The 15,834-nt window shown below is 38.7% G+C and carries 12 protein-coding genes; 2 read left to right on the top strand and 10 right to left on the bottom strand.

All coding sequences use genetic code 11. The annotated features are described in order from the left end of the window. Positions 1-24: 24 nt before the first annotated feature. The 7 genes from IGJ37_RS01540 to fdrA form a co-directional block, all read right to left on the bottom strand. Complete coding sequence (locus IGJ37_RS01540) at positions 25-1,446, bottom strand: hypothetical protein (RefSeq protein WP_002385370.1); 1,422 nt, start codon at positions 1,444-1,446, stop codon at positions 25-27. Next, positions 1,446-2,507 (bottom strand): ureidoglycolate dehydrogenase, encoded by a 1,062-nt coding sequence (gene allD, locus IGJ37_RS01535; protein ID WP_002413499.1) that lies wholly within the window; start codon positions 2,505-2,507, stop codon positions 1,446-1,448. Before allD ends, IGJ37_RS01540 begins: the two co-directional genes overlap by 1 nt. 89 nt (positions 2,508-2,596) lie before the next feature. Next, positions 2,597-3,817 carry a dicarboxylate/amino acid:cation symporter gene (locus IGJ37_RS01530; RefSeq protein WP_002355253.1) on the bottom strand — a complete coding sequence of 407 codons (1,221 nt, stop codon included), beginning with the start codon at positions 3,815-3,817 and terminating at the stop codon, positions 2,597-2,599. A 6-nt stretch (positions 3,818-3,823) separates the two neighbouring features. Further along, on the bottom strand, positions 3,824-4,762 hold the full coding sequence (arcC, locus tag IGJ37_RS01525) for a carbamate kinase (RefSeq protein ID WP_002355252.1): 939 nt from the start codon (positions 4,760-4,762) through the stop codon (positions 3,824-3,826). Positions 4,763-4,896: 134 nt separating this feature from the next. Further along, a complete protein-coding gene (locus tag IGJ37_RS01520) occupies positions 4,897-6,150 on the bottom strand; it encodes an MFS transporter (RefSeq protein WP_002355251.1) in 1,254 nt (417 codons plus the stop codon). 9 nt (positions 6,151-6,159) lie between these two features. After that, positions 6,160-6,993, bottom strand: coding sequence for a DUF2877 domain-containing protein (locus IGJ37_RS01515; RefSeq protein ID WP_002355250.1), 834 nt, complete (start codon positions 6,991-6,993; stop codon positions 6,160-6,162). Next, complete coding sequence (gene fdrA / locus IGJ37_RS01510) at positions 6,986-9,997, bottom strand: DUF1116 domain-containing protein (RefSeq protein ID WP_325814920.1); 3,012 nt, start codon at positions 9,995-9,997, stop codon at positions 6,986-6,988. Before fdrA ends, IGJ37_RS01515 begins: the two co-directional genes overlap by 8 nt. A gap of 122 nt (positions 9,998-10,119) precedes the next feature. Here fdrA and IGJ37_RS01505 point away from each other — a divergent pair, with 122 nt between their 5' ends. Both IGJ37_RS01505 and IGJ37_RS01500 read left to right on the top strand, forming a co-directional pair. Continuing rightward, positions 10,120-11,712, top strand: coding sequence for a PucR family transcriptional regulator (locus IGJ37_RS01505; protein WP_002355248.1), 1,593 nt, complete (start codon positions 10,120-10,122; stop codon positions 11,710-11,712). Next, entirely contained in the window at positions 11,687-12,499 is an 813-nt protein-coding gene (locus IGJ37_RS01500) for an alpha/beta hydrolase (RefSeq protein WP_325814919.1), read from the top strand. Before IGJ37_RS01505 ends, IGJ37_RS01500 begins: the two co-directional genes overlap by 26 nt. 39 nt (positions 12,500-12,538) lie before the next feature. Here IGJ37_RS01500 and IGJ37_RS01495 read toward each other — a convergent pair whose 3' ends face one another. The 3 genes from IGJ37_RS01495 to IGJ37_RS01485 form a co-directional block, all read right to left on the bottom strand. Further along, the gene (locus IGJ37_RS01495; protein WP_252671477.1) at positions 12,539-13,750 is read right to left on the bottom strand and encodes an amidohydrolase family protein; all 1,212 of its coding nucleotides are present in this window, start codon (positions 13,748-13,750) and stop codon (positions 12,539-12,541) included. A 51-nt stretch (positions 13,751-13,801) separates the two neighbouring features. Continuing rightward, positions 13,802-14,605, bottom strand: a complete 804-nt coding sequence (locus IGJ37_RS01490) for an ankyrin repeat domain-containing protein (RefSeq protein ID WP_002373191.1) — start codon at positions 14,603-14,605, stop codon at positions 13,802-13,804. A gap of 173 nt (positions 14,606-14,778) precedes the next feature. Next, on the bottom strand, positions 14,779-15,822 hold the full coding sequence (locus IGJ37_RS01485; protein WP_325814917.1) for a DUF4822 domain-containing protein: 1,044 nt from the start codon (positions 15,820-15,822) through the stop codon (positions 14,779-14,781). Positions 15,823-15,834: the final 12 nt, after the last annotated feature.

Genomic DNA, 15,834 nt, shown 5'->3' with positions numbered 1-15,834 from the left:
GTTTTCCACTCCCTAAATTGTTTTTTATCCAAAGATTAAACCGATAACTAATAATAGTACAGAGGCAATACTTAACCATTTCACGTTTCCTTTAACAACATCCAAAATTGGAATTTGGAAGCCTGAAGATAAAGCTTGCATAGTAATATTAACGAAACTCATTTGACTACCTAAACCAACACCCATTGCTACAAAACCTAATGCTAACGGCGGGAAGTTCAACGATACAGCAACTGGTAGCACTAAAGTTAAAACAGAACCTACGTAGGCCCCAGCTGGAATCCCAATTAAAATCCCTGTTAAAATGGCAACTGGCACGACAATAAAGGCTGGTGCATTTTCAGCAACACCTGCGATTACAGCAAACGTTCCTGTTTGTGCAATAACATTAATAAAGGCTAAGAAAATCCCTACTTGGAATAAACGAGTCAAAATATATGTAGACCCATCTACCATCGCTTCGACAGATTTGTTCATTGAGAAATCTGTACATAAGAAAATTAAAACTAATGTTAAAATCATGTATACAAGTGGCGTAAAGAAGGCAAAACCAATTAAATCATTCACAATTGGTCCAAAAATTACAGCAAACAATAAGAAAATGGCTGGCAAGGTAATTTTAAATAATTCACCATTGCTCTTTTTATCAAATTCATCATCTGCCGACTCTTTAAAGCCAACATTTCTATGTTTCGTTCCCCAAAAGGCTAAAACAATCGCTAATGCTACGAAGAATAACCAGTAAGGTCGCATGGTTGAAACATATGAACCGACACTGATATCGCCTAATTTTGAAACAATACTTGATTCTAATGAAGCGGGTGATGTTGTAAATGATACCGCAGCAGCTAAAGACATTGCTGCAATTAATTCAGGAACAACCCCAACTGCAGCAAAGGCCAATGGTGCAATAACCATCGCACTTCCGCCACCAATTCCTGACATATATGTGGCTGCGGCTAATAAGATAACAATAAAAGCTGAAACATACTCGACTTTTCCTTTTGTGCCTCGTTTGGCTAAAGTTAATGCAGCTGAATAACTACCTGCTTTAAAGACTGCCATCGCAACAGCTGAATTAATGATGGGAACGGTAATTCCTAACATCATTGGGATAGCTTCCAACATCTGTTTATTCGCTTCTTCTAGTCCAATGCCACCAATCAGCATCGCTAAGACGCCACCAATTAAACCAGCGATAATCATATCGACTTTCATAAACAATAGAACCAAAACAACAATCAATGGAATAATCACAACTAATGCCATGATTCCTGTCGGGGCAACTACATCCCCAATCTCATCAGCAAAGGCCGCAACTGGCACAAAAATACTAACTAAGAATGCAAAAATAAGTGCTACTTTTGACGATTTTTTCATTTTACTTTCCTCCAATAGAAAGAAGGCGAGAGCAACGCAGTAGCGAATACTCTCTGCGCTCCTCATTATTTGGCAAAGGCACCTTGCCCGCCATATTTATCGTAATGTACAATCTCACTAACTAAATAATCATAAATACTTTGTGGAATTTCAATGCCTTCTGACATGGCTTTTTGATAGTTTAGCTGACCAATTTCTCCTGGATAGTAAACTTGTTGAAACCCTTCTGCTGTAGGCACACTATGAAGTTCTTCCACCATTTGATTAATATTTTCTTTAAATCGTTCAGAATCTGTAAAGCGGCTTGGATCAATGACTAAAAACATCTGACCCAGATTCCGTTTCTCCGTTAAATCCGCATACATGGAGCTGACATGTTTGCCAAAAGGTAAGCCTAACAACGAACCAGCTAAGACATCGACCATCATCATTAGTCCATATCCTTTTGGTCCTGAAATCGGCAATAAACCTCGTACTTCATAAGGATCAGTCGTTGGCTGGCCTTTTTCGTCTACTGCCCATGTGTCGGGAATTTCAACATCTCTTGAACGTGCATCTAAAATTTTCCCCCACGCCTGTACTGTCGTAGCCATATCAAACACGACTGGTTCATGACCTGCTCTAGGTGCTGCAAAAGCGATTGGATTTGTTCCAAAATAATTGCTTGTACCACCAAACGGTACCACCATTGGATCAGATTGACACATCGAAAGAGCAACCATGCCTTGTTCCGCTGCTTTTTTAACATAATACGATAACGTCCCGCTATGACTCGTTTGAGAAACGCCAACATACGCTAACCCTGATTCTTTGGCTAGATCAACTGCAGCAGCTAATGCTTCGTTACAAACAAATTGACCCACGCCATTATCGCCATGAAAAATGGCAGTGGACGGTCCAGTTTTTTCAAATGATAATTCGGGGTCAATCGTGATCCCGCCTTTTGCAATCCGTTCCGCATAATAATCCATACGAACCGCACCATGTGAATGAATACCGCTAGCATCTGCAAAAGTTAAATGTCGAGCAACTTCTTCGGCATGTTCAGAATGTAAACCAGCAGCTTCTAATTTTTGTTTCATCAGCTTTTCTAATTTTTCCGGTGTAACGACAACCATTTCTTCCATTGCGCTTGCTCCTTTATCATTAATCTTAAAAAAGGGAAAGAAAACAAGTGATTTTCTTCTTCGTCCTTGCATTTCCTCCCCTTTTTTCACTACTTATTGCTACTGTTAAAGACAGTATAGTCAATTTCATCCACTGATTTTGCAACTAGAATAGCAGAGTAAACATCTGAATTGACATTTAAAATTGTTCGTAACATGCCAACAAACCATTCGACGCCTGCAAAAATTGCAATACTCTCAATGGGTAAACCCATTTGCGGAACAATCACTGCCAGTGAGACTAAGCCCGCACCAGGAACAACTGCGTTTGCTAGTGAGACAAACGTTGCTGTAATTGCTAAGTAAATCATTTTCGTAATATCAAAATCTAGCTGATACATCTGAGCGATAGTCATTACAGTAAAAGCCATATGCATCGCTGAACCGTTACTGTTTAATGACATACCTAACGGCAACACTAAGTTAGTAATTCGCTTACTTAAACCTAATTTTGTTTCTGTTTCTTCCAAAGCTACTGGTAAAGTAATTGCTGAAGAAGTTGTCGCCAAGGCCATCACAGACATATTTTTCATGTTTGTAATTAAACGTAGTGGACTTACTTTACAGTACAATGTGATAACCAAAATCCAGATGCCCAAAAATAAAATAGTTCCTAATCCATAGACCAATAGATACTTCACTAACGGTAAAATAATTTGAAGGCCTAAGTGACTAATTGTTGAAGCAATTAAAGCAAAAATCCCCAGAGGTGCTAGATACATGACGTATCGAATGACTGTAATGATAACTTCATTAAAGTCCACAATTATTTGGAAGAGTTGTGTCTCTGGATGGCTTTGTAAGTATTTATTCAGTGCTAAACCAAAAAATAATGCAAAGACAATAATTTGAATAATCGATCCTTGAGTCAGTGAATCAAAAATATTTTTCGGAACGAAATTTAAAATCGTATCAGTGATTGAGATTTCTTGCGCTTTAATAGAAGCATCTTGGAAGCCAGTCATTTTAACACCGTATCCTGGATTAAAAATGACTGCCATTAGGACGCCCCATAAAGCGGCAGCTAAGGAGGAAATCCCGAAAACAGCGATTGTTCTACCCCCAAGGCTCGTTAATTCTTTTGGATTAATACTGCCAACTGCTTGGACAATTTGCCCTAAGATCAAGATAGGAATAGCCATTTGCATCAGTCGCAAAAAGACATCTCCAACTATTTTCAAGTAATTGCCGCTAGCAGGAATCAAGAGTCCTACGAGGATTCCTACGACAACAGCAATTGCAATTTGGGTGATCATGGACGGTTTTTTCATGGTAAACTACCCCTTTTGACTGATCACAGTTCCTGCTTCTTTATCGATGTTTTCTAAGTTTTCGATAGAAGTAATGATTGCTTTCCGTTTGTCATCACCTTTTACGAAGTCTAAGGCAGCTTCGATTTTTGGTAGCATACTACCAGCAGCAAAGTGACCTTCTTTAATGTATTCTTCTGCTTCGGCTACACTGATTTGTTCTAATGCTTTTTGATCTGGTTGATTGTAATTAATGTAGATGTTATCAACGCCTGTCAAAATAATCAAACGGTCTGCATCAACGTTTTCAGCTAAAACACGTGCAGAGAAATCTTTGTCGTTAACCGCTTCCACACCTACGTATTGTCCGTCTTCTGCTACGACCGGAATGCCCCCGCCACCAGAACAGATAGTTAAAACGTCCGCCTCTACTAAAGCACGAACCGCCTCTTTTTCAACAATTTCTTTAGGCATTGGTGATGGAACAACTTTTCGGTAGCCACGGCCAGCATCTTCCACATACGTAGAGCCATCTTTGGCTGCTTCCGCGTCAGCTTCTTCTTTTGTATAGAATGGACCAATTGGTTTGGATGGTTTTTTAAACGAAGGATCTTCTTTGTCCACACGTACTTGCGTAACTACAGAGATAACTGGTTTAGCAATGTTACGTTTTTCAAACTCATTAGTTAAAGCATTTTGTAACCAGTAACCGATGCTTCCTTGTGTCATCGCAACACAAGTATCCAATTTCAACGCTGGATTTTTTTCACTTTCGCCTGCTTTTTGTTGTAAAAGCAAATTCCCTACTTGTGGTCCGTTTCCGTGACAGACAATGACTTGTTCCCCTTTAGCAACAAATTCTGCAATATATTTGGCCGCGTGATTAACGACGGCTTTTTGGCCTTCATCTGTTGGATCCGTATCTAAAATAGCATTCCCACCTAGGGCAATTACGTTTAAACTCATTGATTGATTCGCTCCTTTTTAGTAAAGCAAAGACAAAATCTTTTCAGTATCGACGGATAAGAAATAATTTGTTTACGAAATGAAAGATTTTGTCTTGCTCATTTTGATTGTTTCAGTCATTATCGAAGGGATAATTAACCTAATTTCGGTTTACTCTCATCTTTAGCTAAGAAAGCAAAAGCTAGTAAACCAATAACTAATAGTACACAAGAAAGATAGAAGCCAACTTGCATTGAGCCTGCTGTATCTGCTAAATATCCTGTGACATACGGTGCTAGGATTGACCCTGACATCCCGATAAAATTATAGGCACTTAACGTTGTTCCTAAGGCCGCTTTTGGTGCATGTTTGGTAACAAAAGTCACCATAATTGGATCTAACGCTAATTTCCCTGTTAACCCATAAAGAATTAAAACAGAAATTAACAATGTCCGATTTGTTACAAAAGCAATCGCAAAGACAGATAGGATTGCTAAAGGTACTAATGTAAAGACTAATTTTTTCGTCGCACCTGTTTTATCATTCAAACGAGCGAAGATTAAGGCTCCTGGAATAGAGGCCCATGGTACAAGTGATGAAATGAAACCAACGCTCGCTCCTGTAAAGCCACGTTCAGCAATTAAAAATTGTGGCAACCAAGTAATAATGACAAAGTTTGCATAAATACTTGTGAAACATAAAATAAATGCGGCTAATAAATTACGATTTGAGAAAATTTCTTTTAATGAGATCTTTTCTTGTGGTCCTTCTTCAGCAGCTGCTCGTGCAGCTTCTTCACCAGGACGAATCACTTTTTCTTTCAAAATTGTATAGAAAAGAATTCCTACGATAAACGTTGGAATCGCCATGATAAAGAATGGTTTGCTCCAATGTTCACCATTTTCTAAAACCAACTTACTTGAAAGTAGGTACCCACCTGATGTACCGAAGGCCATCCCACTATTGATGATGGCATTACCGATGGTCCGTTTACTTGCTGGAATCGCTTCTGTCGATAGCGCATATTGCGGGCCATAGTAAGCTCCTTGACCAATACCAGCAATTGCACGAATGACTAAAAACATAACAAAGGTTGTCGCTAATCCACTAAAATAAGTAGAAATAGCAAGAACGATAAACCCAACAGCAATGACTAATTTCCGCCCAATTTTATCGCCAATCATCCCAAAAGGAATCTGTGCAACAGCATAGGTTAGAAAGAAGATACTATTGGCTAAACCAAGTTGTGTGTTACTTAGACCAAATTGTTCTCCAATGACCCCCATCACTGGATTAAAAATAGTTCGTGTTGCGTACATTAAAATCCAGCCTACGAAGAAAATGGCTACGACTTTAATCCAGTAACTATTGCTCACTTGCACTGCTTGATTTTTTTTACTATTCTCCATGTCTTCTCCTCACTTCTCATCTAACTCTACAGATTGTAAAGCTAGTAACATTCCAAATGACATATCTTTACCAGAGGAATGTCCGATTTGTATAATTCTGTCAATATTTTCGTCAACTCTATTATCCCGATGGTTCTCCAAATCCAAGAGTAACTGATACAACAATGAATTTACATATCCTTTAGCCGAGCTTGCAATATAGCCTTTACTAACATCTGTTGTGGATAAATTTGCTGCCGAAAGAGTAGCGGCTAACGCCGCAGCTCTTTCATCAGCAAGTATGAACAGAATTGTTTGATACGCCACTAAAATGTCATCACCACTCGGGGTTAACCCTTTGCCCCGACCAATCAGATAATTCGTTACTTCTTGCCATTCCGATAGTGTCCAAACTTTTTGTTTTTGGCTCATTTTTTTGAAAATATGCTTTGCTCGTTCGTCTAAAGGCAGGCCAATTCTACGTTCTAAGTTTCTCGCTAATAAGCGGTCTCGCAACAAGCGTAATTGGTCTTTTTCTAACTTGAAATGAGTAATGTTTAAAGAAACGACCTCGGCAGGTGTGAGTTGGATCGTTTTCACGCCGACTGTACTGTAAAAGGTCAACTGATTTTCTGTGATTTTGACTTTATTACCTTGTTGTACATACGGAAAGATTTCTTGAAACAATTGATCTGGCAAAAACATACCAAAGCTTGATAAATAATTATGGAAGTTTGCAACATTGATTAATTGATCCTGGACTTTCAGATTAAATGAACGTTCAAAAACACTGTGAATGGTTCCCATCTTGCCATATTGGTGGATAGGAAAAATGTAGTCACTAATGACTAGTTGGTTATTCAACCGTAATGCCTAGTTTCTCAGCATACGCTTCTAGGGCTTTTTCAAAACAGCCTAGAGGTGCTCTAACTGTCCCTGCACCAATTTGACCAACACCGGCATTTTTGTGTGCAATCCCTGTATTGATGATTGGTGTAATTCCTAATTCCACCACTTTACGGATATCAATTCCTAAACAAGTTCCTTGGAAATCCCAAGTTGGAATTGAGAATGTTGGGTTGTGTCCTTCACAGATTTTTGCCATTTCATTTGAGGTTGCTAACGCATCTTCAAAGCCACCTGCACCAACAAACCGTGTTACGCCAGGTGCAGCTACCATAGCCATTGCTCCAACGCCTACTGTTTCAGTAATTGCACTATCCCCGACATCAGGATTTCCGTCTTCTTCGCTGAAACCAGTGAAGTAAAGACCTTTTGGTGTATTTACTGGTGCGGTATGCCATTGATCGCCTGTTTCTGCAATCCGGACCCCAAAGTTCACGCCGTTACGAGTCATCGTTGTGACAATCGTTCCGTTGGTATCTTTACGGGCACCATCAACAATTGCTTTTCCAGTTGCCATCATGACATTTAAGAAGAATTGATCTGTGTCAGCTAAGAATTTGATTACTTCGTATTTTTGATCTTCTGGAATATCTGTTTTGATAATTAATGGAGACAATTCTTTTAAGAAGTTCAAAGATGCGGCAATATTTCTTTGGTGGAACTCGTCACCCATTGTAATAGAGCGCGCAATCAATACGTTTAAGTTCAAGCCTTCTTCAGAAAGTTTCAAGGCTTTCGCAATAGTTGGTCCTAAAACATCTTTAATCCAATCTAAACGATCAACTACTTCTTGTGAATAAGCACCAAAACGCAATACTTTACCGATACCTTCATTCAAGATACAGTATGCTTCGTTACCTTCTAAGCGATTTTCTACAACAAAGACTGGCATATTACCAGAAGTAATACCGCCCATTGGTCCTACTGCTTTTACATGGTGACAAGGAATGAAACGTACTTCGCCAGCTTCAAAAATCTTCAAAGCATCTTCTTCATTGTCTGCCCAACGTTCGAATAATGCAGCTCCGATACAAGCACCTTTCATTGGTCCAGTCATTTCAGACCATTGGATTGGTGGTCCAGCATGAAGTAATGTTTTTTGTGCGTCATCATTTAATTCTGGAATCACTGATTTCGCAGGTACCACATCTACTAAGAATGGTTGTGCATTTTTAATTTTGTCTGTTACTTTGTGATTTTCAGCTTCGATTTGTTCACTGTAATCTTCCAAAGCATCCAAAATTTTAATCATTTTTTTATTGCCGTTAGCACGTGGACGCCAGTTAAATTGAACAGTTTCGCCACCGTAATCAACGATTGATTCTGTAAAGCTTTGCAACCCAACGTTAATAATTCTTGGTTTGGTTGTTAATAGTTCCATTACTTTTTCGCCTGGTTTTGGTACATCGACAGTTGGTCCGTTGTAAGCAACCACTTCTTTATCGTCTTCTGAAATTTCGATTCCTTTTAGTAATAAAGCTAATTGAACAGCTTTAGCATTGCTTTCTGCAACTAAAATGCCGCCTTCTTTCAAACGATCAACCGACGATTGGTAATTTTGCGGATCTTTCGTCGTCCCACAAACAGTTGCAACAAAGTAAAGATCACGTCCGGCTTCTTTGGCTGTGGCACGCGCTTCTTCAATTGCTGGTAACAATGCACCAACCATGTCTTCATGAGCACCGTAGCCTAACACCACATCGAATAAGATAATCCCAGTTTTTTCATCTTGTGCGTATTCACGAATTTTTTCGATACGAACATCTGGGTCAATCATTGGGTGCGGACGACCTTGTGTATACATATCATCGCCTAAGTCAATGACTTCATAACCGTGAGATTTCAAGACATAACCTTCTGCTTTCACTAAACCGCCAAGGTCTAAAGCTTCAGAAATTAACATACCTGCTTCAGAAGCTAATGTACCACCTGAATATAAGCCTTTTACAACTTTATCTTCTGGTAATGTTGGTACAGCTGGTTTTGCTAATGCTTCAAAGTAATTTTTCTTCACGGCCACATCATTTGCTAAATCAACAGCAATTTTAGCTGTTTCTTCTAATGTATGAGCTAGATAAACTTTGCCTTCGTGACTTGTTGGTTTTTCTCCTAAGAAAATCGCAACGACTGGTTTTGAAATGCTTTGTAATAATTCAACCACTTCATCACGAACTTCTTTTGCAGGTGGTTTAGAAATAACTGTAATCACATCGGTTGGTTCGTGATTTTCTAAAGCCACAATAGCATCTTTCACTGTGATAGCGCCTACTTTGTCGCTTAGGTCACGACCACCAGTACCAATGGCGTGAACAACTCCGCCACCTAAGCGGTCAATAATCGTTGTAACTTCTTGAATCCCTGTTCCTGAAGCACCAACAACGCCAATGTTTCCTGGAGAAACAACATTTGTAAAGGCGATTGGAATACTTGAGATAATACCAGTTCCACAGTCAGGCCCCATCATTAGTAAGCCTTTTTCATGCGCTAATTTTTTCAAACGTACTTCATCTTCAATTGACACATTATCCGTGAAAGAGAACACGTGTAAATCATTTTTTAAGGCACGTTCCATTTCTGGTGCACCATATTCACCAGGAATACTGAATAGCGCTACATTCGCCTCTGGTAAAAGATCAAACGCTTCTGACCAAGAAGTCGCTGCTTGTGCTTCTTCACTAGTTCCCTTTGCTGATAAATCATCTAAGAATTCATCAATCGCTGGCATAACTTCTTCCATGATGTTTTCTTTTTCACTGTCAACCACAATCATCATGTCGTTTGCAGATGCACTATTGGCCTCATCCGTTAACAAGTTCGTGTTGTTAAGGATGTCTTTGTTGGCATCTGTTCCCATCATGATTTGACTCATGGTTACACCATCTAATGCATTGATTTTATTGGTCAATAACATTAAGTTGATGGAGTCTTGGTAATTGTTTTTCAAAATTACTGTGTGTAACATTGTTCATCCTCCTATCTATTCCTTACAATGCTATTGTATCGAAACGAGAAAGTGTTTTCATCGGACATAATTCTAAAAAAATGGTATAATTTTTATCCATAAGAGGAAAAAAGGAGAAAATAATGAAATTAAGAGAGTTATTATCGATAGGTGACTTAAAAAAAGGTAAAATTTTGACGAAAGAGATTGGTTTAGACAATGAAGTTGACTCGGCAATGGTCTTAGAAGCGATTGATATCGAGAACTGGAGTAGAAAGAATCAGTTAATTTTGACTTCTTTCTACGCATTGCATGATCTACCCGAAAAAGAGTTGGAAAATTTTTTCGTAAAGATGCGCCGAATTGGCATCAGCGGCTTAATTTTGAAAACAGATCGATTCATTAAAATGATTCCAGAGTGGTTTATCGAATTATGTTTCAATTATGAAATTCCTTTAATTAAAATCACACAAGACATTAGCTATGAAAAAATTCTGTTTACGATTTACGAGCCTTTGTTGAATTATCAGTCGCATGTCTTACGTACGTATTACGATGTGCGCCAACGTTTCACCAAATTAGAGCGCCACTACCCAACGGTTGAGACGATTATGCAAGAATTTTATGACATCATTAAATTACCCTTCGCTTTAAAAATGTTGGATAAACATCTGGAAATTAGCGATGGCGACTTACCCCATGATGCGATTGTGCTCTCAAGAGAAAAACTAAAAAACAGTGAGTTCACTAAAAATGATTACTCTCTTTTAACACTTTATTCTCATGCCAACCCCAAAAAACAGTTGGCACTAGAAGTTTCTATTTTCAATAGTTATTCCACTAATTGTTTACTTCTGGTTTATTTACAAGATGAAAAGGTTAAAGAAACGGATTTAGTGATTATCGAAAATGCGATTGATGTCTTACAAGAAAAATTCAATACCGAAAATTTGTTAAAAAAAGAACGGTATACTCGTTTGAACAACTTAGCGGATGCTATTTTACAAAATACACCGCAAAATCCTGACGAGCTAAACAGTTTGCTTCGTGAAGTGCAAATGCAAGAGCTAGATTCTTACCAAGCGATTGCTTTTTCTACCAAAGACACCAATACACAACTCATGAAAGAACGAATTATTGCCTTACTTCGTACCCTGCGTGTGAAATCCATCTTCTTTGATCAGCTAAATTATTCGGCGGTCCTTTTTAACTTCAATGAAAGTGATGGAAAAATTACAAAGCTGCAATTAAGTCGTTTATTAGCTGAACTTTTAGAAGAAAACGACACGCTTACCGTTGCCGTCAGCAGTTTAAAATCACGAGAAGGGATTAAAGAGCTACTGATTGAATGTCTGGACATTCTGCGCTTTAATGAAACTTTTTATAACGGACCAATTGTCACCTTAGCCGATATTGGGGTATTTAAAAATTTTATCCGCGAAGACCAATTGGAAAATTTAGACGAATTAATTCCTCGCGCACTTTATCAATTAGCCGAAAATAACTACGATTTGTTTGAAACCTTGTACAGTTTTTTCCAAAATAATCGCAACTATAAACAGACCTCTGAAGCGATGTTCCTTCATTCAAAAACGATTCGTTATCGTTTAAACAAAGTGGAACAACTTCTTGATATTGACTTAGCCAATCCCTTGCAATTGTTGAACTATGAAATTGCCACATACATTATAAAGATGAGGAGACGTGCACTTGAAAAACAATCAAACACTCGCTAATGGCGCAACAGTTACTATCTACCCCACTACGACTGAACCAACGAACTATGTCGTCTATTTACACGGTGGCGGGATGATTTATGGAACCAAAAGTGATTTACCAGAAGAACTGAAGGAGCTGTTTACAAGCAATGGCTATACCGTTTTAGCACTGGACTATTTGTTGGCTCCAAATACAAAAATCGATCACATCTTAGGGACGCTAACAGAAACCTTCCAATTGTTAAACGAAGAGATTATTCAAAACCAGTCCTTTGGTTTGTGCGGGCGTTCCGCTGGCGGTTATTTAATGTTACAGTTAACCAAACAATTACAAACACTAAATTTGACGCCACAATTTTTAGTCAATTTTTACGGCTATACAGATTTAGAATTTATTAAAGAGCCACGAAAATTATTAAAGCAAGCCATTTCCGCTAAAGAAATAGCTGCTATCGACCAAACGAAGCCTGTTTGGGATGATCCTTTTCTTTCTCGCTATCTGCTGTATCATTACAGTATTCAGCAAGCGCTATTGCCGCACTTTTACGGATTACCAGAAAATGGGGACTGGTCTGCTTACGCACTGTCAGACGAAACATTAAAAACTTTTCCACCTTGTTTCAGTACAGCTAGCAGTTCAGACGAAGAAGTGCCGTTCCGCTATAGCAAAAAAATCGGACGGACCATTCCTGAGAGTACCTTTAAAGCGGTTTACTATTTAGAACATGATTTTTTAAAACAAACCAAAGATCCTTCGGTCATCACTTTATTTGAGCAATTGGATAGCTGGTTGAAGAAGCAATAAGCATAACAAAAAAAGAAGCGAGAAATCTCGCTTCTTTTTTTATTTTTGATAAAGTGTGGTTCCTTTTACCACACTGATTTCCACCGGTGTCTGACGAGCGACAAAAGCCGCCGCACATTCTGCTTCAGTGAGTAAGTAAGTTGCTTCAGCACCAACTTGCGGCCAATTTGCTTGCCCTTGTTCGTCTAAAGTTGTGACACCATCTGTCACTAAGCCCAATAATTGGGTTAAAGCATCTTGATCTTTCACATTAAAAAGTTCACCTAAACGAGCCAATTTTTCTTGTAATGAACCATCACCATAGGGAGACCAGCAATCGTAGATATTGTCACAACCAAGATGAACATTGACTCCATGACGTAACAATTCCATAATTGGCGGAATCGTATTAGGTGTGATTGGCACGCTGGAATTAATATGAATTTTTTCTGCTGCTAAAGCATCATAAACTTCGTCACGTTCTTCACCAATGAAATCATTTAACCCGAAGGCATGGCTGATAAATACTTTGTCTTGTAGGCCATATTCTTTCGTTAAACGGATAATTTCTTTAATCGTTGTTGTCCCAGCTTCGTGACGGTCATGTAAATGAATATCCACACCGACACCATGTTTATCTGCTAAGCGGAATGTTTCAGCCAATGATTTTTTGTAATCACCATCGAGTGAATAAGGATCCACGCCACCAATAAAATCGGCACCTTTTGCCAATGCTTGATCAACTAATTCAACGGAATCTGAACGCAGTAAGCCGTGCTGTGGAAAGACGACAATTTCTACCGCAAATGGTTTCGTTTGGGCCAACGCTTGGACTTCATCAAAATAACGTAAGTCTGTCATCGGTTCCACGTCGACATGTGTTCTGAAGGCTGTCGCGCCATGTGGTAATTCTAAGTCAATTAAATGGTTGGCGCGTTCTGTTAAAGAAAGTTCTAAACTATCTAAATAAGGGATTTCTGCTTCGACACGTTCCACAATTGACTTCGCTGGCGTCACCGGATACCACGGAACACCTAGTTTACTTTTATCAAAGTGACAATGTTTTTCAATCAAACCTGGTAAAATCAATTGATGGTGACCGTCAATAATTGTCACCCCAGGTTCTTCTACCAATTCTTCATTGGGGATGATTTTCGTAAATACTCCATCTGTTATTTCAATTGCCACTTCTTTGGTTACTGTCCCAGATAACCAGTCACCTTCTTTTTGATACCCTGTTTCAATTCGAACATTTTTTAACCAATAATTCATGCTTTCCTTCACTCCTACCTGTATTTATTCCTTCCCGAAAGGACACAATACTTAGTTGTACTGTGCTAAAATTTTACTAATTTCCGTATAACCTTTTTGATTGGCATAGTCCATTGCTGTTCGACCAGAATTGTCTTTAATGGATTGATCCGCACCATTTTCCATTAACAATTTTACAATATCTTGGTAAAGTTGGTTCCCTTCACGTAACCCCACTGCCTCAATCAATGCTGTATAGCCAAAGTCATTTTGGAAATCTATGTCTTCTCGTCCATCTTCTAACAAGAGCTTCACATTGTCAATATGTCCTTTTTCAGCTGCCGGAATTAACGCATTGCCACCGTAACGGTTATGCTTATTTAAATCTGGGGTCGCATTTTTTAACATATACGCTAAAATCTCCGTACGTCCTTGCGCTCCCGCATAAAGATAGGGACTATCACTAATGCTATTTTGCAGATTAATATCGGCACCCCGATCAATCAACGCTTTTGCAATCTCAATGTCATTATTGTGAACAGCGATATTGAGCGGTGTGTTGCCTTCTGTGTCGACTTCATCCACTTGATAAGTAGTATCTTGTAAAATTTCCTTGACCTTCTTCGTATCTCGTTGATTGGCTGCTTCTAAAAGCGCACCCACTTCATAGGTCTTCATCGGTTCTTTCACTTCCTCTTTTGATGTTGTTTGAGCCACCGAACGGGTTGTACTGGTGCTTTCAGTTTTTGCACTACTTTGAGTAGTCACCGTTTGACTATTTTTTGACGCTGCGGAGGGTGTTTCTCCTCCTTGACACGCAGCAAGTAATGGAATGGTCACGACACTTAATAGCCCCATTAAAATTTTTTTGTTCATTGTGCTCAACTTCCTTTCCTCGAGAGAAATATGAGATTTTTCTCCAGTGGTTCTAATCTAACGAATCTTTTTTTATTTGTCGATTAAAACGCTTTCTCTGTTTTTCTATTTTAAAAAGAGAGAAACCAAAAGAAGTCGAAACTTTTTTTGGTTTCCATTCGTATGTTTTGTTCTTAAAAGGTAAATTCAGGATTAAAAGTTCCTTGGTATGGTTCATGTTCCACATAGACTTGGATATCGTTTCCTTCGTTATCTTTACCCATTCGTGTGTACGTAAAACGATTATCATTCAATTCTGTTAACTCTAAGACAGCGCCATAGCGATTGGTTCCAATCGAAACATGGGCACGGAATTTATTTTGATTTCCTACTTTAAAGTAGCCATAGTCGCCACGAGTTTCACCAGTTTGTAAATTAAAAAATTCATATTTGCTGCTATCTTGGTCAAATTTCGCTAAGCTGATAAAGTTTTGGTTGGCCGAAGTTACGTCATTGCCATCTTTATCCACTACTTTTGTGCCATTCCAAAGAAGTTGCGGTGTCCCATCAAAGGAAGTTTTACCAATAATTTCATCCCCTTGTCGATTTACATCAATCTGGCCTGTTTGTTCTGTCATGGCACGGCGTCCATTCGTGAATTCTAGTGTTCTGGGACGATTATTGGGGTATGGCTGCGGACGACCATAAACTGGACCTGAGGTTGCTTTGTTTTCTACGAAAACTTCAATATCATTTCCGTTTTTATCTTTACCCGTCTGTCTATACGTAAAAGTATCTTGGTATAAAGTTCTAAGTGGGTATACACCTTGATAATTTTTGGTTTCAGAAATAATTACAAGACGGGAAACATCTGTAATACCAGCGGTCATAAAGAAGGTTCCTTCATCTCCTGTTGATTCTCCAGTCTCTTTATCAAAAAATTCATAGAAACTAGTGGTTGCATCAAATTTGATTGCATGTAATAGGTTTTGATTTTCATCTGTTAAATCATTCCCGTTTCGATCATAAACGCGTGTTCCAGCCCAATCTTTTTCTGATAATCCTTCATCTTGTCTAATACCAACTGAACGTAAATACTCAGGTAAATCCCCTAAATTATTGGGATTGTCTACGCTTTGAGGAACGTATGCTTCTGCCGTCAAAGCCTCTCCTGCTCCACCAACTAATAACGCACTTAAAGCCAACAACGTAATTGTACCAACGATTTTTTTCTTCATAAACGACTACTC

It is taken from the genome of Enterococcus sp. AZ104, assembly GCF_050546705.1.
GTDB classification, from domain to species: Bacteria; Bacillota; Bacilli; order Lactobacillales; family Enterococcaceae; genus Enterococcus; species Enterococcus faecalis.
The sequence above is the reverse complement of the archived record's forward strand: the minus strand, read 5'-3'. Positions and strand labels throughout refer to the sequence as shown.

What these genes read in the sequence shown, in the direction of transcription:
- fdrA (WP_325814920.1), bottom strand. Translation starts at nt 9,997, where the DNA reads ATGTTACACACAGTAATTTTGAAAAACAATTACCAAGACTCCATCAAC.
- IGJ37_RS01540 (WP_002385370.1), bottom strand. Translation starts at nt 1,446, where the DNA reads ATGAGGAGCGCAGAGAGTATTCGCTACTGCGTTGCTCTCGCCTTCTTT.
- IGJ37_RS01495 (WP_252671477.1), bottom strand. Translation starts at nt 13,750, where the DNA reads ATGAATTATTGGTTAAAAAATGTTCGAATTGAAACAGGGTATCAAAAA.
- IGJ37_RS01530 (WP_002355253.1), bottom strand. Translation starts at nt 3,817, where the DNA reads ATGAAAAAACCGTCCATGATCACCCAAATTGCAATTGCTGTTGTCGTA.
- IGJ37_RS01490 (WP_002373191.1), bottom strand. Translation starts at nt 14,605, where the DNA reads ATGAACAAAAAAATTTTAATGGGGCTATTAAGTGTCGTGACCATTCCA.
- IGJ37_RS01520 (WP_002355251.1), bottom strand. Translation starts at nt 6,150, where the DNA reads ATGGAGAATAGTAAAAAAAATCAAGCAGTGCAAGTGAGCAATAGTTAC.
- allD (WP_002413499.1), bottom strand. Translation starts at nt 2,507, where the DNA reads ATGGAAGAAATGGTTGTCGTTACACCGGAAAAATTAGAAAAGCTGATG.
- IGJ37_RS01505 (WP_002355248.1), top strand. Translation starts at nt 10,120, where the DNA reads ATGAAATTAAGAGAGTTATTATCGATAGGTGACTTAAAAAAAGGTAAA.
- arcC (WP_002355252.1), bottom strand. Translation starts at nt 4,762, where the DNA reads ATGAGTTTAAACGTAATTGCCCTAGGTGGGAATGCTATTTTAGATACG.
- IGJ37_RS01485 (WP_325814917.1), bottom strand. Translation starts at nt 15,822, where the DNA reads ATGAAGAAAAAAATCGTTGGTACAATTACGTTGTTGGCTTTAAGTGCG.